Source organism: Sutcliffiella sp. NC1 (genome assembly GCF_027594365.1).
GTDB classification, from domain to species: domain Bacteria; phylum Bacillota; class Bacilli; order Bacillales; family Bacillaceae_I; genus Sutcliffiella; species Sutcliffiella cohnii.
The window spans coordinates 802,685-825,887 of sequence record NZ_CP115153.1; the positions used below are offsets into that span (position 1 = coordinate 802,685).

The 23,203-nt window shown below is 38.2% G+C and carries 20 protein-coding genes and 1 other annotated feature; of the genes, 17 read left to right on the forward strand and 3 right to left on the reverse strand.

Annotated features, from left to right (window positions below; all coding sequences use genetic code 11):
- Nucleotides 1-9 precede the first annotated feature (9 nt).
- The 14 genes from O1A01_RS04040 to O1A01_RS04105 all read left to right on the forward strand — a co-directional run bounded on the left by O1A01_RS04040 (nucleotide 10) and on the right by O1A01_RS04105 (nucleotide 17,235).
- Nucleotides 10-1,311, forward strand: coding sequence for a homoserine dehydrogenase (locus O1A01_RS04040; RefSeq protein WP_270065624.1), 1,302 nt, complete (start codon nucleotides 10-12; stop codon nucleotides 1,309-1,311).
- Nucleotides 1,308-2,369, forward strand: coding sequence for a threonine synthase (gene thrC, locus O1A01_RS04045; RefSeq protein ID WP_066414988.1), 1,062 nt, complete (start codon nucleotides 1,308-1,310; stop codon nucleotides 2,367-2,369). Before O1A01_RS04040 ends, thrC begins: the two co-directional genes overlap by 4 nt.
- Nucleotides 2,366-3,259, forward strand: a complete 894-nt coding sequence (gene thrB / locus O1A01_RS04050) for a homoserine kinase (protein ID WP_270065625.1) — start codon at nucleotides 2,366-2,368, stop codon at nucleotides 3,257-3,259. The genes thrC and thrB overlap by 4 nt, the downstream gene beginning before the upstream one ends.
- Before the next feature lie 405 nt (nucleotides 3,260-3,664).
- Nucleotides 3,665-4,567: a branched-chain-amino-acid transaminase gene (gene ilvE / locus O1A01_RS04055; protein WP_066414984.1), complete on the forward strand. Its 903-nt coding sequence runs from the start codon at nucleotides 3,665-3,667 to the stop codon at nucleotides 4,565-4,567.
- Between the two features lie 21 nt (nucleotides 4,568-4,588).
- A complete protein-coding gene (ilvD, locus tag O1A01_RS04060; protein WP_270065626.1) occupies nucleotides 4,589-6,256 on the forward strand; it encodes a dihydroxy-acid dehydratase in 1,668 nt (555 codons plus the stop codon).
- 5 nt (nucleotides 6,257-6,261) lie between these two features.
- Nucleotides 6,262-6,521, forward strand: a binding site (T-box leader).
- Between the two features lie 227 nt (nucleotides 6,522-6,748).
- Nucleotides 6,749-8,458: an acetolactate synthase large subunit gene (gene ilvB / locus O1A01_RS04065; RefSeq protein ID WP_270065627.1), complete on the forward strand. Its 1,710-nt coding sequence runs from the start codon at nucleotides 6,749-6,751 to the stop codon at nucleotides 8,456-8,458.
- Nucleotides 8,455-8,979 carry an acetolactate synthase small subunit gene (ilvN, locus tag O1A01_RS04070; protein WP_270065628.1) on the forward strand — a complete coding sequence of 175 codons (525 nt, stop codon included), beginning with the start codon at nucleotides 8,455-8,457 and terminating at the stop codon, nucleotides 8,977-8,979. The genes ilvB and ilvN overlap by 4 nt, the downstream gene beginning before the upstream one ends.
- Before the next feature lie 43 nt (nucleotides 8,980-9,022).
- On the forward strand, nucleotides 9,023-10,048 hold the full coding sequence (gene ilvC, locus O1A01_RS04075) for a ketol-acid reductoisomerase (RefSeq protein WP_066414975.1): 1,026 nt from the start codon (nucleotides 9,023-9,025) through the stop codon (nucleotides 10,046-10,048).
- Nucleotides 10,035-11,579, forward strand: coding sequence for a 2-isopropylmalate synthase (locus tag O1A01_RS04080; RefSeq protein ID WP_270065629.1), 1,545 nt, complete (start codon nucleotides 10,035-10,037; stop codon nucleotides 11,577-11,579). The genes ilvC and O1A01_RS04080 overlap by 14 nt, the downstream gene beginning before the upstream one ends.
- A 32-nt stretch (nucleotides 11,580-11,611) precedes the next feature.
- The gene (leuB, locus tag O1A01_RS04085) at nucleotides 11,612-12,724 is read left to right on the forward strand and encodes a 3-isopropylmalate dehydrogenase (protein ID WP_066414971.1); all 1,113 of its coding nucleotides are present in this window, start codon (nucleotides 11,612-11,614) and stop codon (nucleotides 12,722-12,724) included.
- A gap of 24 nt (nucleotides 12,725-12,748) precedes the next feature.
- Complete coding sequence (leuC, locus tag O1A01_RS04090) at nucleotides 12,749-14,161, forward strand: 3-isopropylmalate dehydratase large subunit (RefSeq protein WP_270065630.1); 1,413 nt, start codon at nucleotides 12,749-12,751, stop codon at nucleotides 14,159-14,161.
- Nucleotides 14,162-14,176: 15 nt separating this feature from the next.
- Nucleotides 14,177-14,791 (forward strand): 3-isopropylmalate dehydratase small subunit, encoded by a 615-nt coding sequence (gene leuD / locus O1A01_RS04095; RefSeq protein ID WP_066414967.1) that lies wholly within the window; start codon nucleotides 14,177-14,179, stop codon nucleotides 14,789-14,791.
- A gap of 13 nt (nucleotides 14,792-14,804) precedes the next feature.
- Nucleotides 14,805-15,761: a threonine ammonia-lyase gene (gene ilvA, locus O1A01_RS04100; RefSeq protein ID WP_270065631.1), complete on the forward strand. Its 957-nt coding sequence runs from the start codon at nucleotides 14,805-14,807 to the stop codon at nucleotides 15,759-15,761.
- Between the two features lie 148 nt (nucleotides 15,762-15,909).
- Nucleotides 15,910-17,235: a S8 family peptidase gene (locus tag O1A01_RS04105; protein ID WP_270065632.1), complete on the forward strand. Its 1,326-nt coding sequence runs from the start codon at nucleotides 15,910-15,912 to the stop codon at nucleotides 17,233-17,235.
- 52 nt (nucleotides 17,236-17,287) lie between these two features.
- Here O1A01_RS04105 and O1A01_RS04110 read toward each other — a convergent pair whose 3' ends face one another.
- Nucleotides 17,288-18,496 (reverse strand): SpoIIE family protein phosphatase, encoded by a 1,209-nt coding sequence (locus O1A01_RS04110; protein ID WP_066414952.1) that lies wholly within the window; start codon nucleotides 18,494-18,496, stop codon nucleotides 17,288-17,290.
- Complete coding sequence (locus O1A01_RS04115) at nucleotides 18,496-19,332, reverse strand: alpha/beta fold hydrolase (protein ID WP_066414949.1); 837 nt, start codon at nucleotides 19,330-19,332, stop codon at nucleotides 18,496-18,498. Before O1A01_RS04115 ends, O1A01_RS04110 begins: the two co-directional genes overlap by 1 nt.
- A gap of 254 nt (nucleotides 19,333-19,586) precedes the next feature.
- On the opposite strand from O1A01_RS04115, the gene solA reads away from it, so the two are divergent.
- Nucleotides 19,587-20,726 carry an N-methyl-L-tryptophan oxidase gene (gene solA, locus O1A01_RS04120; protein WP_066414946.1) on the forward strand — a complete coding sequence of 380 codons (1,140 nt, stop codon included), beginning with the start codon at nucleotides 19,587-19,589 and terminating at the stop codon, nucleotides 20,724-20,726.
- A 78-nt stretch (nucleotides 20,727-20,804) separates the two neighbouring features.
- Nucleotides 20,805-21,266, forward strand: coding sequence for a glycine zipper domain-containing protein (locus O1A01_RS04125; protein ID WP_066414943.1), 462 nt, complete (start codon nucleotides 20,805-20,807; stop codon nucleotides 21,264-21,266).
- 44 nt (nucleotides 21,267-21,310) lie between these two features.
- Here the strand turns inward: O1A01_RS04125 and O1A01_RS04130 are convergent, their stop codons facing one another.
- The gene (locus O1A01_RS04130) at nucleotides 21,311-21,874 is read right to left on the reverse strand and encodes a thioredoxin family protein (RefSeq protein ID WP_066414940.1); all 564 of its coding nucleotides are present in this window, start codon (nucleotides 21,872-21,874) and stop codon (nucleotides 21,311-21,313) included.
- A gap of 180 nt (nucleotides 21,875-22,054) precedes the next feature.
- Between O1A01_RS04130 and O1A01_RS04135 the strand changes: the two genes are divergently transcribed.
- Nucleotides 22,055-23,158, forward strand: a complete 1,104-nt coding sequence (locus O1A01_RS04135) for an NAD(P)/FAD-dependent oxidoreductase (protein ID WP_270066368.1) — start codon at nucleotides 22,055-22,057, stop codon at nucleotides 23,156-23,158.
- Nucleotides 23,159-23,203 lie beyond the last annotated feature (45 nt).

A 23,203-nucleotide genomic window follows, 5' to 3' on the forward strand; every position in this document is an offset into this window, starting at 1 on the left:
TGATAGGAAATGAGAGAAAATGTAAATGTAGGCTTATTAGGATTAGGAACTGTTGGTACGGGTGTAGTTAAAATGATTCAACGTCAACAAGAACAGCTTTTCCATCAAGTTGGCTGCTCGGTATCTATAAAAAAAGTGTTAGTAAAAAATGTAGACAAAGAAAGAGATGTAGACGTTGATCGTTCTTTGTTAACAACTGACCCATACGAAGTAATTAATGACCCAGAAATTGATGTTGTTGTAGAAGTGATGGGAGGAGTAGAGGAAACACGTCGTTACATAATCGACGCTCTTCAATTAAAAAAACAAGTTGTAACAGCAAATAAAGATTTAATTGCACTTCATGGCTCTGAGCTACAAAAAATAGCAGTAGACAATGGATGTGATTTATTTTATGAAGCAAGTGTTGCGGGTGGGGTTCCGATTATTCGTGGACTAACAGAAGGACTCGCTTCGGACAAAATTCAGAAGATGATGGGAATTGTAAACGGGACGACTAATTACATTTTAACGAAGATGTCGAAAGAAGGTTTAGCATACGATTCCGTCTTAAAAGAAGCGCAAGATTTAGGTTTTGCTGAAAGTGACCCAACTTCTGACGTAGAAGGTCTTGATGCAGCTCGTAAAATGGCAATTTTATCACGCTTAGCTTTTTCTATGGACATTGAGCTTGAAGATGTATCTGTCCGAGGGATGTCAAACGTAACACAAGAAGATTTAAAATACGGAAATATGCTTGGTTACACGATGAAGTTAATCGGATATGCTGAGCAGGAAGACAACCGAGCGGAAGTGAGTGTCCAACCGACATTTTTAGATAATAGTCATCCTCTAGCATCCGTAAACAATGAGTACAATGCTGTCTATGTTTATGGAGAAGCGGTAGGAGAGACGATGTTTTATGGTCCAGGAGCAGGTAGTTTACCAACAGCCACTTCTATCGTAAGTGACTTGTTAACAGTTGTAAAAAATATGCGACTCGGAGTTAATGGGCGAAGTGTGCTTGCACCTCAATTCAGTCGCCAATTAAAATCAGCAGACGAACGTTATGCGAAATATTTTATTCGATTACATGTGCTTGATGAAGTTGGAGTCTTTGCTGGTTTAACTCAACTGTTTTCCGATAATTCAATCAGTTTTGAGAAAATATTGCAGCTACCTCTTGATGAAAAAGGGTTAGCCGAAATTGTCATTGTAACTCATAGAGCATCTCTCGCAAACTATGAAAATGTACTAGCGAAATTGAGTGATCTTCCTGTAGTGAACGCAGTGAAAAGTCTTTACTTAGTTGAAGGTGGGGGACAAAAATGAAGTGGGAAGGATTATTAAAACAATATAAAGAGTTTCTACCTGTAACAAATAATACTCCTGAGCTTTCGTTGATGGAAGGAAATACACCATTAATTCCATTAAAAAATATATCGAAAAAATTAGGAATCGATCTTTATGTAAAAACGGAAGGAACAAATCCGACGGGGTCATTTAAAGATCGTGGAATGGTTATGGCAGTAGCAAAAGCAAAAGAGGAAGGAAGTAGTACTGTTATTTGTGCATCAACTGGAAATACGTCCGCTGCTGCCGCTGCCTATGCAGCAAGAGCTGGTATGCGTGCAATTATCGTCATACCGGAAGGGAAAATCGCAATGGGGAAATTGGCGCAAGCAGTCATGTACGGAGCAGAAATTGTTGCGATTGAAGGGAACTTCGACGATGCATTAAAAATGGTTAGAAGTATTAGTGAACGCTCTCCGGTAACGCTCGTAAATTCCGTTAATCCTTATCGTATTGAAGGACAAAAAACCGCAGCGTTCGAAATATGTGATCAATTAGGAAAAGCACCAGATGTTTTAGCTATACCTGTAGGAAATGCTGGTAATATTACAGCGTATTGGAAAGGGTTCAAAGAATATAACGAAAAATATAGCACAGGACTGCCTCAAATGCATGGATTTGAAGCAGAAGGAGCAGCAGCCATTGTGAAAAACGAAGTAATTGAAGAGCCAGAAACGATAGCAACTGCAATTAGAATTGGTAATCCAGCAAGCTGGGAATACGCGGTAGCTGCAAGAGACGAATCAGGTGGAAAAATCGACTTAGTTACCGATGATGAAATACTAGAAGCCTTCAGGTTAATTGCGAAAGAAGAAGGTGTATTTGCGGAACCTGCTTCTTGTGCTTCTATTGCTGGTGTGATGAAACAGCTTAAATCTGGAGAAATCCAGTTAGGTGCTACAGTAGTAGCGGTGTTAACAGGTAATGGGTTAAAAGACCCACAAACAGCAATGGAACAAGTTCAAAAAGAACGAGTATTATTACCAAACGATGAGAAAGTAGTGGCACAATTTATTGAAGGAGTCGTTACAGCATGAGTACGTCCGTAACTTTACAATTTCCGGCGAGTACAGCAAATTTAGGGCCAGGTTTTGATAGTTTAGGCCTAGCCTTAAATTTGTACTTAACGCTTGAAATAACAAGGTCCTCCGACTGGAAGATTGAATGCCGATCACCGTTACTTATCAGCTTGCCAACGGACGAAACGAATCTTATCTATCAAGTTGCTACTCTAACAGCTGAGCGCTATAACGCGGTCCTTCCGCCTTTGCATATCGTCATTGATAGTGAAATTCCTCTTGCTCGTGGACTTGGAAGTAGTGCAGCTGCAATTGCTGCTGGAATTGAAGTGGCGAATTATTTTGCTCAGTTAGAGTTGACTCTTGAGGAGAAACTGTTAATTGGTAACGAAATAGAAGGACATCCTGATAATATTGGTGCATGTATTTTTGGAGGGCTAGTAGCAGGTGTATCTATTGGAGAGGTAGTTGAAATCGTTCAGTTACCAAAGCCTAACATAGATATTGTGGTGACTATTCCGCCGTATGAAGTGAAAACGGAAGTTGCTAGAAAAGTATTGCCAGAACAGCTTACTAGAGAAGAAGCAGTATTAGGTAGTGCAGTAGCCAATGTTTTAATTGCTGCGCTGCTTACTGAAAACTACGAATTAGCAGGAAAAATGATGGAGAAGGACCGTTTTCATGAACCGCATCGACTTCCGTTAATACCAGAGTTAACGGAAGCGCGTAATTTGGGGAAAGAAGCGGGAGCTATCGCAACGGTTATTAGTGGTGCTGGGCCAACGATATTAACGTTTGCCCCAAAAGGAACGGGTGAATATATTGCCTCTCTGTTCCAAAGAAGATTTTCACATTGTACCGTTAAACAACTTCAAATTCATTGTAATAATCTGGAGTATAACTATTAATCTATTAAAAAAGGAAAGTAGCTGCTAACTTTTCTTTTTCTTTCCTTTAGATAAAGGTATCTTGTATAGACAACATAGAACAGAAACTATTTTTAAGATTGATATGGAAGTTTTTATGTAAGGGTTTTCATTAAAAAGTTCAAAAATATTTTAAAATCTCGCAAACATGCATCGTTATCATAATGTAAGCGATTTCTTATATATCAGATAAATCTAAATTATCTAAAAATTTTTAAAAACCTATTGACCTTAAGGCTGAACGGGCGTATTATTGTCCTCAATCAAAGAATTTTCAGAAATCAACAAACTAGTTAATCTAGTTAAAAATGACAAATATTTTTTTAAATTACACACTTTAACGCGTTTATGTAATTAAGTGGAATCATCAAGAGAGGAGAGAACACTTTGAGTGAACAATGGATTTATTTAGACGGCAAATTTGTTACGAAAAAAGATGCGGTAGTTTCGGTTTACGATCACGGTTTCTTATATGGAGATGGAGTGTTCGAGGGAATACGAGTTTATAGTGGGAATGTATTCCGCCTCCAAGAGCATATTGACCGCCTATACGATTCTGCGAAATCGATCATGTTATCGATACCACAGACGAAAGAGGAAATGACAGAAATTATCGTTGAAACGTTAAGAAAAAACGAATATAAAGATGCATATATACGAGTTGTCGTTTCAAGAGGTGTTGGGAATTTAGGTCTTGACCCATTCACTTGTAAAAATCCGCAAGTCATTGTTATTGCAGAACAATTAGCACTATACCCGAAAGAAATGTATGAGAGTGGTATAGACATTGTCTCAGTAGCTAGCAGAAGAAATCGTTCGGATGTATTATCACCGAAAGTAAAATCGCTAAACTATTTAAATAACATCCTTGTAAAAATTGAAGCTAACTTAGCTGGGGTTGGAGAAGCTTTAATGCTTAACGACCAAGGATATGTGGCAGAAGGTTCCGCTGATAACATTTTTATCGTAAAAGGAAATGTTATTAAAACACCTCCAGGTTATGTTGGAGCGTTAGAAGGAATTACGCGAAATGCGATTATCGATATAGCAAAAGAAAAAGGGTTTGACATAAGGGAAGAGGTCTTTACGAGACATGATGTTTATACAGCAGATGAAGTATTTTTAACTGGTACTGCCGTAGAAGTCATCGCCGTTGTCAAAGTAGATGGTAGAACAATTGGCGAAGGTACTCCAGGTCCTTATACGAAAGAATTGCTTGAAGATTTTCGTAAAGCAGTTACAAGTGACGGAGTGAAAGTTTATCCGAATGAAAAAATTCAAGCGGTGTAAAAGTAGTTGGAGGAGATATAAATGCGTAGCGATATGATCAAAAAAGGAGTGGACCGTGCACCTCACCGGAGCTTACTTTATGCGACAGGGGTAAAAAGAGAAGATTTAGATAAGCCGTTTATCGGTGTTTGTAACTCTTATATAGACATTATTCCAGGTCACGTACACTTAAGGCAATTTGCAGATGTTGTAAAAGAAGCAATTCGTGAAGCAGGTGGAATTCCATTCGAATTTAACACTATTGGTGTCGATGACGGAATAGCAATGGGGCATATCGGAATGAGATACTCGCTCCCAAGTCGAGAGATTATTGCGGATTCAGCAGAAACAGTTATAAATGCACATTGGTTCGATGGAGTTTTTTATATACCAAACTGTGACAAAATTACACCAGGTATGTTAATGGCGGCAGCTAGAACGAATGTCCCTTCCGTATTTGTTTCAGGAGGTCCGATGGAAGCAGGTAGAACAAAAGATGGGAAACCACTATCTCTTGCATCTGTCTTTGAAGGAGTAGGCTCACTTATGTCAGGAAAAATGACAAGGGAAGAGCTATTAGAGATCGAAATGAGTGCATGTCCAACTTGTGGATCTTGTTCTGGAATGTTCACTGCTAATTCAATGAATACGATTATGGAAATGCTCGGATTGGCACTACCGGGGAATGGAACAATCGTTGCAACTTCAGATGAACGCAAAAATTTAATAAAAGAAGCTGCAAAAAGTCTGGTAGAAATGGTGAAAAAGGATATTCGTCCTAGAGATATTATTACAAAAGAAGCAATTGATGATGCGTTCGCTCTTGATATGGCAATGGGTGGTTCCACTAATACAGTACTGCATGTGTTAGCAATCGCCAATGAAGCAGAGATAGATTATGACTTAAAAAGAGTGAATGAAATTGCTCAACGTGTTCCTTATTTATCGAAAATCAGTCCTGCATCAGATTACAGTATGCAAGATGTACATGAAGCAGGTGGTGTTAATGCCATTATTAAGGAATTGTGCAATATAGAAGGTGCAATCCATCCAGATCGTTTAACAATTACAGGAAAATCAATATATGAAAATGTAAAAGATGCAGAGATACTAAACGATAAAGTTATTCGACGAGTAGATAATCCATACAGTCCAGTTGGGGGATTATCCGTACTTTACGGAAATATTGCACCAGATGGAGGAGTCATTAAAGTTGGTGCAGTGGATCCATCCATTCAGACGTTTGAAGGCGAAGCAATCGTATTTGAATCTCAAGAAGAGGCACAAAAAGGTATCGATGAAGGAACTGTAAAAGAAGGGCATGTTGTTGTCATCCGTTATGAAGGACCAAAAGGTGGTCCGGGAATGCCGGAAATGTTAGCACCTACTTCTGCAATTGCAGGCCGTGGATTATCAACAAAAGTTGCTCTTATTACAGATGGTAGATTTTCCGGAGCATCAAGAGGTATTTCCATCGGACATATTTCACCTGAAGCGGCAGAAGGCGGACCAATTGCCTTCGTTGAAAATGGAGATATTATTTCCATCGATTTACCGAACAGAACGATAAATTTAAAAGTTTCTGAAGAGGAGCTATCAAAACGTAAAGCAGATTGGAAACAACCTGAACCGAAAATTAAAAAAGGTTACTTAGCGAGATACGCCAAACTTGTAACGAATGCAAGTACGGGTGGAATTATGAAAATTTAATAGTTTTAAAGGCGTTGACGAGGAAAAAGTGAAGGAATCCGTATTTTCAGAGAGCCGGTGGTTGCTGCGAACCGGTAATACCTCCTTTTGCGACATCCCCTCTGAGCGTTGATCTGAAAAATGAATTTTAGTAGGATCGACCGAGTAGTAATACTCGTTACAAAAATGAACAATAGATTTGTTGTTCCAAAGGTGATATTTGCGAAAATATCATGAATCAGGGTGGTACCGTGATAAAGTTACTAAAAGCTTTTTCACCCCTGCGTTCCATTGTATTAATTGTGGAGGCAGAGGTTGGAAAAGCTTTTTTATTTTAGCTTATAGAAAAGTATAAAACTTTTAAACTGTGTAGAATGTTAGATTCCACTTTTGAAAATGGTTTACTTTTCAGAGTCGCATAAGTAAAACTATGCAACTCGCTTCGTCCAAGGAACAAGCGAGTAGCGAGTTTTTCTAATAAAAATTTATAAATGTTTTAGGAGGGAGACTAGTATGCATACAAAGGTAGAGGCTGAACCATTAAAGGAAGAGATGAGTGGGGCAGAGATTTTTATTCAAGCGTTAAAAAACGAAAAGGTCGAACTACTCTTCGGATATCCTGGAGGTGCTGTTCTACCCATCTATGATGCTCTTTATAAAATGCCAATCAAGCATGTTTTAGCTAGGCATGAACAAGGAGCAATCCATGCAGCTGAAGGTTATGCGAGAGTTTCAGGAAAGCCAGGTGTTGTCATTGCGACATCAGGACCTGGTGCAACAAATTTAGTAACAGGAATTACAGATGCAATGATGGATTCACTGCCGTTAGTTATTTTTACAGGTCAAGTTGCTAGAGGTGTAATCGGAACAGATGCATTTCAAGAGGCCGATGTTGTTGGTATTACAATGCCAATTACGAAGCATAACTTCCAAGTGCGCCAGATTAGCGACTTACCTAGAATTGTGAAAGAAGCATTTTATATCGCAACAACTGGGAGACCAGGACCTGTTTTAGTAGATATTCCAAAAGATATAAGTGCAGAAGTAATGAGTCCAAACTTTGAACTTGAAGTAGATTTACCTGGGTATCAGCCAACGTTATCGCCGAATGTTTTACAAATAAAGAGACTATTAGAGGCTGTGAAAAATGCGAAAAGACCGGTAGTTTTAGCAGGTGCAGGTGTGTTACATGCTAAAGCGTCCGAGCAATTATTAGCCTTTGTAGAACAAAATAACCTTCCAGTTGTTAATACACTTTTAGGTCTTGGAACTTTTCCAGCAGAACATCCTTTAAATTTAGGAATGGGTGGAATGCATGGAACTTATGCTGCCAATATGGCAATGTACGAATGCGATCTTTTAATTAGCATCGGTGCTCGCTTTGATGACAGACTAACAGGTAATTTAAAACATTTTGCCCCAAAAGCGACGGTTGCCCATATTGACGTTGATCCTGCCGAAATCGGAAAAAACGTTACAACTCAAATACCAATCGTTGCAGATGCAAAAGAAGCATTAACAAAACTAAATGAAGAGTTTGATGCTAAGCCGAATATTTCTGAATGGCTAGCTCATTTAACAACATATAAAGAACAATATCCACTCTGGTACAACAACTGTGAAAAAGAAATCTCGCCTCAACATTTAATTGAATTAGTTCATGAATGTACGGCAGGAAATGCGATTGTAACAACGGATGTTGGCCAGCACCAAATGTGGGCAGCTCAATATTATCGTTTTAATGCCCCTAACCGTTGGGTAACATCCGGTGGTTTAGGTACGATGGGCTTCGGCTTTCCAGCAGCGATTGGAGCTCAACTAGCTGACCGAGAAGCAAACGTCGTTGCCCTAGTTGGAGATGGAGGCTTTCAAATGACATTACAAGAAATGTCACTTTTAACAGAGCTAGATCTGCCAGTGAAGATCGTAATTGTTAATAATAACGCATTAGGAATGGTAAGACAGTGGCAAGAAACATTTTATGAACAGCGTTATTCACAGTCGATTATGCAACATCAACCAGATTTCGTAAAACTCGCGGAATCATATGGCATTCGAGGAATTCAAGTAACGAGTGAAGAACAAGCGAAAGAAGTATTGCAAGAAACGTTAAATAAGCGCGAACCAATTTTAATAGATTGTCGTGTTAGTAGAATGGAAAATGTATATCCGATGATCGCACCTGGTAAAGGATTGCATGAAATGATTGGGGTGAAACGATGAAACGTCGAATTGTTTCAGCCACTGTAAATAACCAAAGTGGTGTATTACATCGAATTACCGGTTTGTTTACAAAAAGGCAATTTAACATTGAAAGTATTACTGTTGGAGTAACGGAAATTGAAGGTGTTTCCAAAATGACCTTTGTTGTCAATGTGGAAGATGACCGCCAAGTAGAGCAACTTATAAAGCAACTAAACAAACAAATTGATGTTTTGAAAGTTTCTGATATTACAGAACAAGCAATTGTTGCGAGAGAGTTAGCACTAATTAAAGTTATTAGTAATGCGCAAACACGAAGTGAGATTAGTGGCATAGTCGAACTATTCCGAGCGTCCATTATTGACGTATCAAGGGAAAGTGTCACCGTTCAAGTAACTGGTGATTCCGAGAAGATGGATGCAATTATTGACTTATTGAGACCTTACGGAATTAAAGAGCTAGCTAGAACTGGAATTACCGCTTTCCCAAGAGGTTCACAAAAATCAGTTGCCAATATGAAGCAATACTCATTATTAAAATAAATAATTGGAAAATTCACAATAAAAATTGAAGGGATGAATGAAAATGGCAAAAGTATATTATAACGGTGATATTAACGAGGCAGTATTAAAAGGAAGAAAGGTAGCAGTAATTGGATATGGATCTCAAGGTCATGCACATGCACAAAACTTACGTGATAGTGGTTTCGAAGTAGTTGTTGGTCTTCGTCAAGGAAAATCATGGAACTCTGCAGTTGAAGATGGTTTTGACGTAAAAACAGTTCATGAAGCGAGTGCAGAAGCAGACGTTATTATGGTACTACTTCCAGACGAAATGCAGCCACAAGTTTATAAAAACGAGATTGAACCAAATTTACAAGCTGGCAAAGCTTTAGTATTTGCTCATGGATTTAACGTTCATTTTAACCAAATTGTTCCTCCACATGATGTAGACGTATTTTTAGTAGCACCAAAAGGACCAGGACATTTAGTTCGTCGTACATTTGAAGAAGGGGCAGGAGTACCTGCATTAATCGGTGTATACCAAGATGTATCAGGAACTGCGAAAGATTTAGCACTTGCTTATGCGAAAGGTGTTGGAGCTGCACGTGCTGGTGTTCTCGAAACTTCATTTAAAGAAGAAACAGAAACGGATTTATTCGGAGAGCAAGCAGTCCTTTGTGGTGGCTTAACATCTCTAGTAAAAGCAGGTTTTGAAACGTTAACGGAAGCTGGATATCAGCCAGAAGTTGCCTATTTTGAATGTTTACATGAGTTAAAGTTAATTGTTGATTTAATGTATGAAGATGGTTTAGCAGGAATGAGATACTCTATTTCTGATACAGCTCAATGGGGAGATTTTGTATCTGGACCTAGAGTAGTAGACGAAGATACGAAGAAACGAATGAAAGATATTTTAACAGACATTCAAGATGGGAAATTTGCGAAAGGTTGGATTTTAGAAAACCAACTTAATCGCCCAGAGTTCCACGCTATTAACGAACGTGAAAAGAACCACCCAATCGAAGTTGTTGGAAAGGAACTACGCGCAATGATGCCATTTGTAAAAAAACAAACAAAAAAGGAAGTGGTAGCAAGTGCGAAAAATTGACGTATTTGATACAACGCTAAGAGACGGCGAACAATCAGCGGGTGTTAATTTAAATACGGTCGAAAAATTGGAAATAGCAAAGCAGTTAGAACGTCTTGGAGTTGATATTATGGAGGCTGGCTTTCCCGCAGCCTCCAAAGGTGACCTTGAGGCAGTGAAATTAATCGCGCAAACTGTTAAAAATAGTTCCGTAACAGGACTAGCGCGCTCGAACAAAAAGGATATCGATGCAGCGTGGGAAGCATTAAAATATTCGGCTGAACCAAGATTGCATATCTTCCTAGCAACGTCTCCAATCCACATGACTTATAAGTTAAAAATGACACCTGATGAAGTAATCGATGCTGCAGTAAGTAGTGTGAAATATGCCCGTCAATATTTCCCTCAAGTGCAATGGTCCGCAGAGGATGCTTGTCGATCCGATTTAAATTTTTTAGTGAAAATTGTATCAGAAGTCATTGATGCAGGAGCAACGGTGATCAACTTACCAGACACAGTCGGTTACCGTAGCCCACAAGAATATGGAAAGCTATTTAAATACTTACGTTCGTACGTTAAAAATATCGATAAAGTTAAACTATCTGCCCATTGCCACGATGATCTCGGAATGGCGACAGCTAATACACTCGCTGCAATTGAGAATGGTGCTACTCAAGTAGAAGGTACTATTAATGGAATCGGTGAACGCGCAGGTAATGCCTCTCTTGAAGAGGTAGCGGTCGCGCTTCATATCCGCAAAGACTATTACGAAGCAGAAACTCGCCTAAAGCTAGATGAAATTAAACGAACAAGTAACCTTGTGAGCAAATTATCTGGAATGATTGTTCCAGCTAATAAAGCGGTCGTTGGAGCAAATGCATTTGCCCACGAATCAGGCATTCATCAAGACGGTGTGTTAAAAGAAAAATCAACATATGAAATCATTACGCCAGAATTAATTGGTGTGAAATCAAATAGTTTAGTTCTTGGAAAACATTCCGGTCGACATGCTTTCAAAAATAAAGCGCTAGAGCTTGGATTCCAATTAGCAGATGAAGAATTAAACGAAGTGTTTAAACTATTCAAAGACCTTTCAGATAAGAAAAAGGAAATTACGGAAGAAGATTTGCTTGAGCTATTAACAGATAAACAAACGGAAAAAGACGAACAGAAAAAATATGAGTTTACTAGTTTACAAGTCCAATATGGAACGGCTAACATCCCAACGGCGACATTAGTTGTGACAACAAAGGATGGAGAAAAAATCCAAGAAGCTGCTACTGGCTCAGGTAGTGTAGAAGCAATTTATAATACACTCGAGCGTATCGTGGAGGAACCAGTTCAGCTATTAGATTATAAATTAAACTCCGTCGGTAGTGGACGTGATGCATTAGCAAATGTGTTCGTAAAAGTGTTGTATAACGGAGTGGAATCAAGTGGAAGAGGAACGGCACAGGACGTATTAGAAGCTTCTGCCAGAGCATATATCAATGCAGTCAATCGCGTTTGTAAGTTTGAGAGTAGAAAAGTAAAACAAAAAGTACATTTATAAAACGGAACAACTAATATAATGGAGGGATTACAATGGGAGCGCGAAAAAAAATAACGGTCTTACCTGGTGATGGAATTGGTCCAGAGGTTGTTAGTGGAGCAATTAAAGTTTTAAAAGCTGTAGCGCAAAAGTACGGTCATCAATTTGAATTTGTGAAAGCTTCTATCGGAGGGGCTGCCATTGATCAATACGATACACCTCTTCCGCAAAAGACGATAGAAGCTTGTAAAAGTAGTGATGCTGTCCTTCTAGGAGCAGTTGGGGGGCCGAAATGGGACGGAAATCCTTCTCATTTACGACCAGAGCGCGGTTTACTCGCGATTAGGAAGGAGTTAGGACTTTTCGCGAATTTACGTCCGGTAACAGCATTTGAAAGTCTTATTGCATCTTCTCCATTAAAGAAAGAAGTTGTTCAAAATGTAGATTTAATGATTGTAAGGGAACTAACAGGTGGACTTTATTTCGGAAAACCTAGTGAGCGTAGAGGTGAAGATCAATCCTATGTTGTCGATACTCTACAATATTCGAGAAAAGAGATTGAACAAATTGTTGAAAAAGCATTTGAGTTAGCTTCTGTGCGAAGAAAAAAATTAACATCTGTAGATAAAGCGAATGTTTTAGAATCAAGCAAGATGTGGAGAGAAATTGTTGAGGAAAAAGCAGCCTTCTATCCAGATGTAGAGGTTGAACATATTTTAGTCGACGCTGCTGCGATGAAACTAATTCAAAACCCAAAACAATTTGATGTCGTCGTTACGGAAAATATGTTTGGTGATATTTTAAGTGATGAAGCGTCGATGTTAACAGGCTCACTAGGGATGCTTCCGTCAGCAAGCTTACGAAATGATAGCTTCGGGTTATATGAACCAATTCACGGCTCAGCTCCTGATATTGCTGGGCAAAATAAAGCGAACCCATTAGCGATGATTTTATCGGCGGCAATGATGTTAAAATATTCATTTTCAATGGAAAAAGAAGCAGAAACAATTGAGCGTGCGGTAAATGATGTGTTAAATGCTGGATACCGGACTGGAGATATTCAATCAGAGGGTAGTACAGTAGTAGGAACGGATAAGATGATTGAGCTTGTTGTTAATCAATTAGAAGATGACGCAATTGTAGGGATTTTAGCTTGCTATGCATAATGTTCGTTGTAAGGAGGTAAAGGTATGGCGGCAAAAACGATAATAGAAAAAGTTTGGGAGAAGCATACGGTTCAGTCGGAACAAGGAAAGCCAGATTTACTATATATTGATTTACATCTAGTTCACGAGGTAACCTCTCCACAAGCTTTTGAAGGCTTACGACTAAACGGAAGAAAAGTAAGAAGACCAGATCTAACATATGCTACGATGGACCACAACGTTCCAACGATTAATAAACATGTAATTACAGATGAAATAGCAAAAACACAAATGTCAAAGCTAATGGAAAACTGTCAGCAATTTGGTATTGAAATTGCTGACATTCACCATCCCGATCAAGGAATCGTTCACGTAATCGGACCAGAATTAGGTTTAACACAGCCAGGGAAAACGATCGTTTGTGGTGACAGTCATACGTCCACTCACGGTGCGTTTGGAGCACTAGCTTTCGGAATAGGGACGAGTGAAGTCGAACATGTTCTTGCAACCCAAACGCTTTGGCAAGCTCGTCCAAAAACATTGCAAATTAAAGTAGAAGGCGAGCTTGGGTTCGGAGTAAGTGCGAAAGATGTTATTTTACACATCATTGCCAAACATGGTATTGCATTTGGAACGGGGCATGTTATTGAATATACAGGAGACGTAATTGGTCGTTTATCAATGGAAGAGCGGATGACGATTTGTAATATGTCGATTGAAGCTGGTGCTCGTGCCGGACTTATTAGCCCAGACGAAGTAACCTTTGAATATTTAAGAAATAGAAAATATAGTCCGAAAGGTGAAGAGTTTGAGAGAGCGGTAGATTATTGGAGAAGCCTTGCAACAGATGAAGGGGCTACATTTGATAAAACGATTGTTATAGACGGCTCGCAAATTGAACCTCACGTAACTTGGGGAACAAACCCAGGAATGGGAACGACTGTAACAGGTAAAGTACCTAATCCAAGCGCTTTAGAGAATAAAACTGAGAGTCAATCCATTCAAAGAGCTTTAGAGTATATGGGATTGGAACCAGATACACCGATTGAAGATATTGCGGTTGATTACGTATTTATCGGCTCTTGTACTAATTCTAGATTAAGTGATTTACGTGCCGCTGCTGAAGTGGTGAAAGGTAGAAAAGTAAAAGAGAGTGTTACAGCAATCATTGTACCTGGCTCACAAACGGTTAAAAAAGAAGCGGAAAAAGAAGGCTTAGATAAAATTTTTACAGAAGCTGGGTTTCAATGGCGAGAGTCCGGATGTAGTATGTGTTTAGCGATGAATGACGATGTTGTACCAGCTGGTAAACGTTGTGCCTCTACATCAAATCGTAACTTTGAAGGAAGACAAGGAAATGGTGCGAGAACGCATTTAGTTAGTCCGCAAATGGCCGCCGCTGCTGCCGTTACGGGGAAATTTAGTGATGTAAGAAAATTGGAGCCCGTTTTTCAATAAAGGAGGGTAATAATATTGGAACCTTTTCAAAAATATGACGGTATTGTTTGCCCTTTAGATCGGGCAAATGTTGATACAGACCAAATTATTCCGAAACAGTTTTTAAAGCGAATAGAACGACAAGGGTTTGGTCAGTTTTTATTTTACAACTGGCGCTTTCAGGACGACGGGACAACGAATGAACAATTCATTTTAAATCAACCACAATATAAAGACTCCTCTATATTAGTAGCTGGTGAAAACTTTGGCTGTGGATCGTCCCGTGAGCATGCACCGTGGTCATTATTAGACTACGGATTTAAAGTAGTAATTGCCACAAGCTTTGCAGATATTTTTTATAATAACTGTCTGAAGGTAGGTTTACTGCCGGTAAAACTTCAGCAGTCAGAAGTAGACACATTATTAGAAAATGCAAAACAACCAAACTACCGTCTTTTCGTTCATTTAGAAGAGCAGACGGTAACAGACGAGCAAGGTTTTAAAGCTAGCTTTTCTATTGATCCTTATCGAAAAGAAATGCTATTAAATGGTTGGGATGAAATTTCTTTAACATTACAATACGATGATCAAATTAAACGGTACGAAACAAGGGAGGAAGAACTGCGTTGGGAATTATCTCCAAGAACATGATGTAATTAACGCGATGGAAAATCTCCATCCATATATCCACCGAACACCTATTAAACAGTCAGCAACATTAAATAAACTAACAGGGGCTGACGTTTATTTAAAATTGGAAAACCTACAAAAAACAGGCTCCTTTAAATTAAGAGGTGCGTTAAATAAAATTATGAAACTGTCTGATTTTGAAGGCGCAAAAGGAATTGTTGCAGCATCAGCAGGAAATCATGCGCAAGGAGTTGCATTTGCAGCCTCCAAAAGAGGAATCCGTTCAAAAATTTATATGCCAGCCCGAACGCCAACCGCAAAGGCTATTGCAACACAATCTTACGGGGCGGAAATCGTACTAGGAGGCGAAACGTATCAAGAGGCTTTTGAAGCAGCGATGAACGAACGCCAGCAGAAAGGTGCAACGTTCGTTCACGCATTTGATGATCATGATGTAATAGCTGGGCAAGGAACAATCGGGTTAGAATTAATGCAACAGTATAATGATTTACAAGCACTTTTAGTTCCTGTAGGCGGAGGCGGCTTGATTGCTGGTGTTGCATTAGCAGTAAAAGGCTTTAATCCAAACATTAAAGTAATTGGTGTGCAAGCTTCTGGTGCGCCAGCTACATATAACCGTTTTACTGGAACAAGTAATTACAAGCTACAACATGTCCAGTCGATAGCCGACGGAATATTAGTAAAAGAGCCAGGTCAAGTAACCTATCCAATTATTCATCAACTAGTAGATGAAATGGTTACTGTTACAGATGAAGAAATTGCCTATGCTATTATGTTCATGCTAGAGCGCGAGAAGATGTTAGTAGAAGGAGCTGGGGCCGCTGCCCTCGCAGCACTCCTATGTAGAAAAGTTAACCTAGTAAATAAACGAGTAGGTACAATTATTAGCGGTGGAAATATGGACCTTTCCAACTTACCACTCTATAAAAAACTATCTAAAAACATAGAAGATGTTAGGAAAATTAGTTAAGTGAGATACAGGATGTGAAACGATATTTTCAGAGAAAACCGTTACTAAAACTAGTAACGGTTTTCTTTTTTTTAGTATAAACACCGTTACAACAAATCTATTAACAACATAAATTATTAGTATCTTTAATATAAGGAAGTGTTAATAGATGTTTGGTTTTTCTATGATCCAAATGGTAAGAAACAACGCACATAAATTAGATAAACAATTAAGAGAAGAATTCACTTCAATATACCGTCCATTCAAATATACCCCGTGTTTTTTGCATCGTACATTCGAGAGATTTCTTAGTAACTTCAAGCAATATCCTGTTATTATATCCTTTCAACAATGTAAAAACAAAGAACTCCAACAAGAATATCAAACAGTGAATGAAGTATTGCATCGTCATTTGAGATGTCAAATCGGAAAACAATTTCCAAGTATCCAATCTTGTAGCGCAACTGTTACCGCTGTAGCATTAGAAGAAATACTTTCGAAATGCGCAAAAATAAAAAAAGTTTACTACAATCGAGAGGTTAAAGCTTTACTAGATGTTGCAACTCCCACTATAAATGCAACGAATATCGTTAGAAATCATACAGAGTTAACTGGTGAGGGCATAACGATAGCTGTAATAGATACAGGAGTTCATCCACATCCTGACTTACAAGGGCGAATTAAAGGTTTTAGAGATTTCATTAATAACGAAGCGAATCCGTACGATGACAATGGACATGGTACCCACTGTGCGGGTGACGCGGCTGGGAACGGGTCGATGTCAGGTGGACAGTATAAAGGTCCAGCACCAAATGCATCCATTGTCGGTGTCAAAGTGTTAAATAAGCTCGGCTCAGGTTCTTTAGCGACAGTGATGGAAGGTGTACAATGGTGTATTGAGAACAAAGATGCGTTAGGAATTAATATTTTGTCCCTGTCGCTTGGAAGTACTGCGAGTAGTGCCTATCGAAATGAAAATGACGATCCAATGGTTCAAATCGTAGAAGCAGCTTGGGATGCAGGGCTTGTTGTATGTGTGGCCGCTGGAAATGAAGGACCTGATCCTCATACGATAGCGAGCCCAGGGGTAAGTAGTAAAATCATTACGGTCGGGGCAATGGATGATAAAAATACTCCTTCCCGTTCTGATGATGAAATCGCAAGTTTTTCTAGTAGAGGGCCAACCATTTATGGTGTGAAAAAGCCAGATGTTGTGGCACCTGGTGTAAATATTATTTCATTACGTTCACCAGGTTCATACATTGATAAGCTCCAAAAAAATGCAAGAGTTGGAGAACACTATATTTCGTTATCTGGTACTTCAATGGCAACACCGATATGCGCAGGGGTAGTTGCCTTACTTTTACAGCATAATCCTAACTTAACTCCATACAAAGTAAAAAAGGCGTTAATGAAAAATGCGATACGATGGGGAGATAACGATGAATATGTATACGGGGCAGGCTATATAGACGCTGAACGTACAATAACATGATAGTAAAATCAAAAGAGGTAATGAATCATCTTAAAGTCATTACCTCTTTCCATTAACTAATATCAACCAAAATCAAGCATTGATCATCCTTCTTATCTATATTTCTATTGTTGTTGAGTATTTCCATAATTCGTTCTTTCACTTCCGATAAAGATTTTGTTGCATTTTCTTGAATTAATGGAGCTAAAAAGTTACAATCTTGTGGTTCGGTAATTCCGTCTGTGTAAAGGGCTAGTTTACCACCAATACCGTATGAGAATTTTTCACTTTTAAAAGCAATCCCTTCAAGTAAACCGATAGGTGGCGTAGTTGATTTTAGCTCTCGTTGTCTTCCGTTGATTTCTTGCCAAATAGCAGGTGGATGCCCGGCATTTATATATTCAATTTCTTTCTTTCTAGTATCTATTAAAAGGTGAATCGCTGTACAATAATGTCTTGCATCTTCGTTATGTTGAAAAAGAGAATGAATGTGATGATCTAATTCTTTCATTACAACATCCCCGGTTACACCAGTTGAGATTAGTCGGTGAAATAAAGAATGTAGTGAAATGGTTATAAAGGCGGAAGAAATACTATGACCCATCACATCTAGTATAATGATACCGTATTGGTATTCATTAATACGATACACCCCATACATATCCCCAGATAATTCTCCTGCTGGTTGATAGTACACCTCCGTTTTTACATGAGGGTGAGAAAACGGCTCCGTTAAAAATGTTTTTTGTATTTTCCGTGCAAGCTGCAATTCTAATTTTGTGTCCACTGTAAACTTTTGATTTTGTTTATTTAATTCTAATAGTTCCTTTTGCTTTTCTTCTAACTCTTTAAAGGCGCTTTTAAGTTGAGTATTCATGATGTTTTTTTCTTTTAAAGCGAGCTCAGCCTCTTTTTTTGCAAGTAGTAATTGATTTTCCAACTCGTTTCTTTTTTGCATAGGAATAATAATGCAATGGATATTAGAAGTGTCATTTGTGCTATTGCCAGAAGCGTTAAGAAGAACGGGTATTTCTTTCCCATCTTTTTTATTTAATGTTAAATACATTTCTTCTATGCGCTGCTCTACTTTTATTAACGGTATAAAATAAATTTGATAAAAGATACGAGCTGGAACCGATAAAATATTATTTATATGTTTTCCGATTAGTTGCTCTTTTCGGTAATCTAATGTAGTCAGTAATGTTTGATTAATAGAAAGAATCGTTCCTTCATTTGACAATGTGAGAAAGCCACCTGGTGCATAATTTAGCAGTTCATCCATTAAACAGGACCAAGATGATTATTATTTAGATGGACCTCGTTTAAATATTGTTTAATAAGTTGAACTGTTTCCTCAGGGTGGCTCATGTGAGGGCAATGACCAGTTGCATTCATTACTTGAAATTCACTTTTCGGTAAATGTTCGTGAACGTATTGTCCAACCTCGGTTGGTGCAATAATGTCTTCAGAACATTGTAAAATCAGCGTTGGTACAACTCCTTTTCGTAAGTCTTCACGATTATCAGAGAAAAATGCTGCCATAGCGAATTGTTTTGCAATAATAGGGTCTGTTGAGCAAAAGCGGTCTTCTAGCTCTTTTGTAACGTCTGGTCTATCAGCGTTATTGACGACAGTTGATGCAAAAATATTAGCCCAGCCAATATAATTCTTTTCCATCATTTCTATTAAGCTATGTAAATCTTCTTTTTCAAATCCACCAAAATATTCAGGGGGATCATTAAGGTAACATGGGGAAGGACCTATCATAATTAGATTGGAAAATAATGTTGGTTGGTAGAGAGAAGCAAGTAAACCAATTATGCTTGAAACGGAATGACCTACAAAAATCACATCTTTTAGCTGAAGATAAGAGCAAACATCGAGTATATCTTGTGCATAGCCGTTAAGGGTACTATATCTTTCAGGGTTATAAGCGCTTATATCTGAATTACCTAAACCTACATAGTCAAACAAAATAACTTGATAATGTTCTTCAAAGGCTGGAACTACTTGCTTCCAAACTGTTTGGTCGCAACCAAATCCAGGCGCAAACAGGATTGGCTGAGTCCCTTTTCCTAAAATTTTCACATTGTTGCGTACTACTATATTGTGTTCCATGACAACTCTCCTAATATAAATAAATTTTCGTTTAAATGACAATCAATACCTCAAATGGCGCTAGTTAAGGAGGGAATCATAGATACCACTACCGGAAGGAAAAAAGCGCTTACCTTTATACCATCTTATGTATTTATTAAAATGATATTCCGTCCTTCCATCGTACCATTTTGGTATTTATTTAAACAATAATAATTTTTAAACAGTTATATGGAAAAGGTGTACAATATTTATTAATAGAAAGTGAGGTTGTGATGGTGCGAAATAATATTTTTGATGTAATCGTTGTAGGAGCAGGTTCAATGGGAATGGCAGCAGGCTATTTTTTAGCAAAACGTGGGGTTAAAACGTTACTTATTGATTCGTTTGACCCTCCACACCATAACGGTAGTCATCATGGTAGTACGAGAATTATTAGGCATGCCTACGGGGAAGGAAGTCAATATGTTCCGCTCCTTTTACGTGCACAAGTATTATGGGAACAGTTAGAAAAGGAAAGTAATACGACATTATTTGAAAAAACAGGTGTACTCGGCATTGGACCGAGAGATTCTGCGTTCATTAATGAGACGATAGAAAGTGCTAATACACATGGATTACCACTCAACGTTATGTCTTCAACAGAAATGATGGAGAAGTGGACAGGTCTGAATGTACCGAATCATTTTGTAGGTTGTTACGAGCCGTTGTCTGGAATATTATATAGTGAAAAATGTATAGAAGTATATCGAGAGCTAGCACTGAACTATAATGCTTCCTATTTACCTCATACAAATGTTGTGGATATCCAGGGGGAAGAAGATAGAGTCTCTATAAAAACAAACAGCGGTGATTACTATGCCAAAAAAGTAATCGTTACGGCCGGTGCTTGGACTTCGAAACTATTACATTCTTTAGAGCTACCATTACAACCTACACGAAAGACGTTTGCGTGGTTTGAGACAAAAACTGATGAGTACACCATGACAAATTTTCCCGCGTTCTTTTTTGATGCAGAAGAAGGAAAATATTATGGCTTTCCAAATATGAATGGTGACGGGTTGAAAATCGGAAGACATGATGGTGGGAAAAAGATAAACCCTGATGACGAAAAGGAACCGTTTGGAATTGATCCTGCTGATGAAGGGGATGTACGTCAATTTTTAAACGTGTATATGCCGAATGCTTCGGGCGCTTTAAAGGATGGTAAAGTTTGTATGTACACTTTAACACCTGATGAACATTTTATTGTTGATCATCATCCAATAGATGAAAATATTATCATTGCTGCCGGTTTTTCTGGTCATGGGTTTAAATTTAGTAGTGTAATGGGGGAAGTGTTAAGTCAACTTGCGATTGATGGGGAGACGGAACATGATATTTCTTTGTTCAGATTAAGTAGGTTTATTCATTAAAACGTAGTCTTCTTGAAACCTTTAGTATGCTGCAACCGTAGAAATATTAACCGAAAAAAGGTAAAGGGTGAGCGGCGGATGAATGAACGAGTCAAAAAAATATTCGATACATTAAATGAGATTAAAAGTAATGTGAGCAATAGAGATCAGCATAGACTTAAATTGGAAAAAATGGAGCGAGTGTTAAAACGTGTTCATTCTTTTTCAAGCGATTGTCCGGAATGTGAAAAATACTTGAACGAACTCGAAACTTGTCTTCATGAAATACAAGCAATGAAAACTATACAAGATAAAGAAATGTTAAAACATCATAGTAAGAAACTACATCTTATTACAGCCCATCTACAGAAGAAACATAAGCTAGTCACGGAAGGTTATTATATGAGTGTGTTTATGTCTGTAGGTGTAGCCATTGGAGTAGCGTTAGGTTTATCTGCGTTCGATAATATCGGTATGGGAATCCCAATTGGAATAGGTATTGGTATAGCTATCGGTGCAGGTATGGATGCTGATGCAAAGAAAAAAGGTTTAGTTTTATAATGTAAAAGAGGTCTGCCACTTATTATTCGGCAGACCTCTTTCTATTATAGTACTTTCTCTTTTAACTTTTCTAATATGCTATCTGACACAATATCCCGTAGAGAAGCATCGTTTACGTATAAATCTTTAATTTGCTTAAAGAGGGCAGATTGCTTTTCCTTAAAATCTGGTGAGTCACTTGGGGGAAGGGAAGACTTCATTTTATCCACCATTTCCTGCACTTTAGGAGCTCTTGGGCCCCATACAGCTACTTCTTCACCAGCCTGGTTAATGAAAATAAAGATTGGAATAGAGCGAGCTGTCCCATTCGTTAAATATTGATCCATTAATTCAAGGTTTTGATCGCGAAGAATAAAGCGAACGTCCATTTTACCGGCTTCAGCTATTTTCATTAATATCGGATTATTAAGTAGGGCATCTCCACACCAGTCTTCCGTAATAACAATAACGTTTAATTGTTGTTGTGCTACCTTTTGTAACAGCGAAGTTTCTTCCGTTTTTAAAGAAAAATCTTGATAAATAGTTTCCATTTCTTCTCTGTTTACCGTCATGTTTTCTTTATATTGTTCATATGTAAGTCCTTTTGCAAACCACTCATTTAAATTCATTGTTTTCCACCTCATTTTATTCTTTCTTTTAAAGTACCAAATTTCATGCGTATCTTACTAGAGTTTTGCTTCGGAAATGCAAAAATATACAGAAACATCTATAAACACGAACATTCTTTTTTATAATCAGGCAAAACTAATAGTAAAAATAATGTATGACGGGAGGGATATTAATTGAAGGTGGCGATAATGGGAGCGGGGTTGTCAGGCTTAGCTTGTGCTATTATGTTAGAACGGAATGGAATCTATCCAACAATATACGAGAGTAGATCGAAAGTTGGAGACCGCTTCATAAATGGCGAGGCACTCTTCTCGATTTTAACTAGACCGATTAACGACTCCATTAGCTATTTATCAAATGAATACGAACTGTACTTAAAGCCAACGAGTCATATTGGGCAAATGGTCATACATAGCGAAAACAGTAAAGCTACTATTAATGAGAGAATTGGTTTTGTTAATATTAGAGGTCGACATGAGCTATCTTTTGAAAATCAATTAGCAGAGCAAGTTAACTCAGAGCTAATATTTAACTCTGAAAAGTCGTATGAGGAGCTTTCGCAAGAGTATACTCACGTTGTGATGGCAACAGGTGATGCTTCCTATGCGATAAAAGTAAAAAACTTTAAAGAAGATTTATCGGTAACGTTAAAGGGAGCGACAGTTGAAGGGAATTTTGAACGTTTTTCCGTTAGTGTATGGTTAAATAACGAATTAGCTCCTAAAGGATATGGCTATTTACTTCCGTTTTCTGATAAAGAAGCCAACATTGTCATTGCTTTTCCTGATGAGGCAATCAAAACAGATGAAGAAATAAATAAGCTTTGGGACCGATTTTTTCAAACAGTTTGTTCCGAGCTTGGACAATCGTTAAAGATTACCGATCAATTTCAAATTAGAAATTATAAGATTGGAATTTGCAACGCACCTCGAATTGGTAATACGTTCTTTACAGGAAATTGCTTCGGTGCAATTATGCCTTTTCTCGGATTTGGCCAATTTCAAGCACTATTAACTGGGATATATGCTGCACAAGACATATGTGGCTTAGGAACCTATGAACAATTAACGAAGCCTTTAATGAAGAGTTACGAGCATTCGTTAATACTCCGCCGAGCGTTAGAACAAATGAACAATAACACATATGATTTTCTCATTTCCCATCTTGATGGTCGTATCGGTAGTAAAATCTTTCAACAAAGTACACGTAATCCATTGAAGGTATTAAGTTATTTAATTAGGCCGTTTATAAAAAAGGAGCCCCGCTATTTAAGAAACGAATAAAAAACGAAGGCAAATATCAGTGGGGACGTCCCCACTGATATATAA

Bases quoted from the DNA above. Each gene is read 5' to 3' on its own strand.
- O1A01_RS04040 (WP_270065624.1), top strand. From the start codon at position 10: ATGAGAGAAAATGTAAATGTAGGCTTATTAGGATTAGGAACTGTTGGT.
- thrC (WP_066414988.1), top strand. From the start codon at position 1,308: ATGAAGTGGGAAGGATTATTAAAACAATATAAAGAGTTTCTACCTGTA.
- thrB (WP_270065625.1), top strand. From the start codon at position 2,366: ATGAGTACGTCCGTAACTTTACAATTTCCGGCGAGTACAGCAAATTTA.
- ilvD (WP_270065626.1), top strand. From the start codon at position 4,589: ATGCGTAGCGATATGATCAAAAAAGGAGTGGACCGTGCACCTCACCGG.
- ilvB (WP_270065627.1), top strand. From the start codon at position 6,749: ATGCATACAAAGGTAGAGGCTGAACCATTAAAGGAAGAGATGAGTGGG.
- ilvN (WP_270065628.1), top strand. From the start codon at position 8,455: ATGAAACGTCGAATTGTTTCAGCCACTGTAAATAACCAAAGTGGTGTA.
- ilvC (WP_066414975.1), top strand. From the start codon at position 9,023: ATGGCAAAAGTATATTATAACGGTGATATTAACGAGGCAGTATTAAAA.
- leuB (WP_066414971.1), top strand. From the start codon at position 11,612: ATGGGAGCGCGAAAAAAAATAACGGTCTTACCTGGTGATGGAATTGGT.
- leuC (WP_270065630.1), top strand. From the start codon at position 12,749: ATGGCGGCAAAAACGATAATAGAAAAAGTTTGGGAGAAGCATACGGTT.
- ilvA (WP_270065631.1), top strand. From the start codon at position 14,805: ATGGAAAATCTCCATCCATATATCCACCGAACACCTATTAAACAGTCA.
- O1A01_RS04105 (WP_270065632.1), top strand. From the start codon at position 15,910: ATGTTTGGTTTTTCTATGATCCAAATGGTAAGAAACAACGCACATAAA.
- O1A01_RS04110 (WP_066414952.1), bottom strand. From the start codon at position 18,496: ATGGATGAACTGCTAAATTATGCACCAGGTGGCTTTCTCACATTGTCA.
- O1A01_RS04115 (WP_066414949.1), bottom strand. From the start codon at position 19,332: ATGGAACACAATATAGTAGTACGCAACAATGTGAAAATTTTAGGAAAA.
- solA (WP_066414946.1), top strand. From the start codon at position 19,587: ATGGTGCGAAATAATATTTTTGATGTAATCGTTGTAGGAGCAGGTTCA.
- O1A01_RS04125 (WP_066414943.1), top strand. From the start codon at position 20,805: ATGAATGAACGAGTCAAAAAAATATTCGATACATTAAATGAGATTAAA.
- O1A01_RS04130 (WP_066414940.1), bottom strand. From the start codon at position 21,874: ATGAATTTAAATGAGTGGTTTGCAAAAGGACTTACATATGAACAATAT.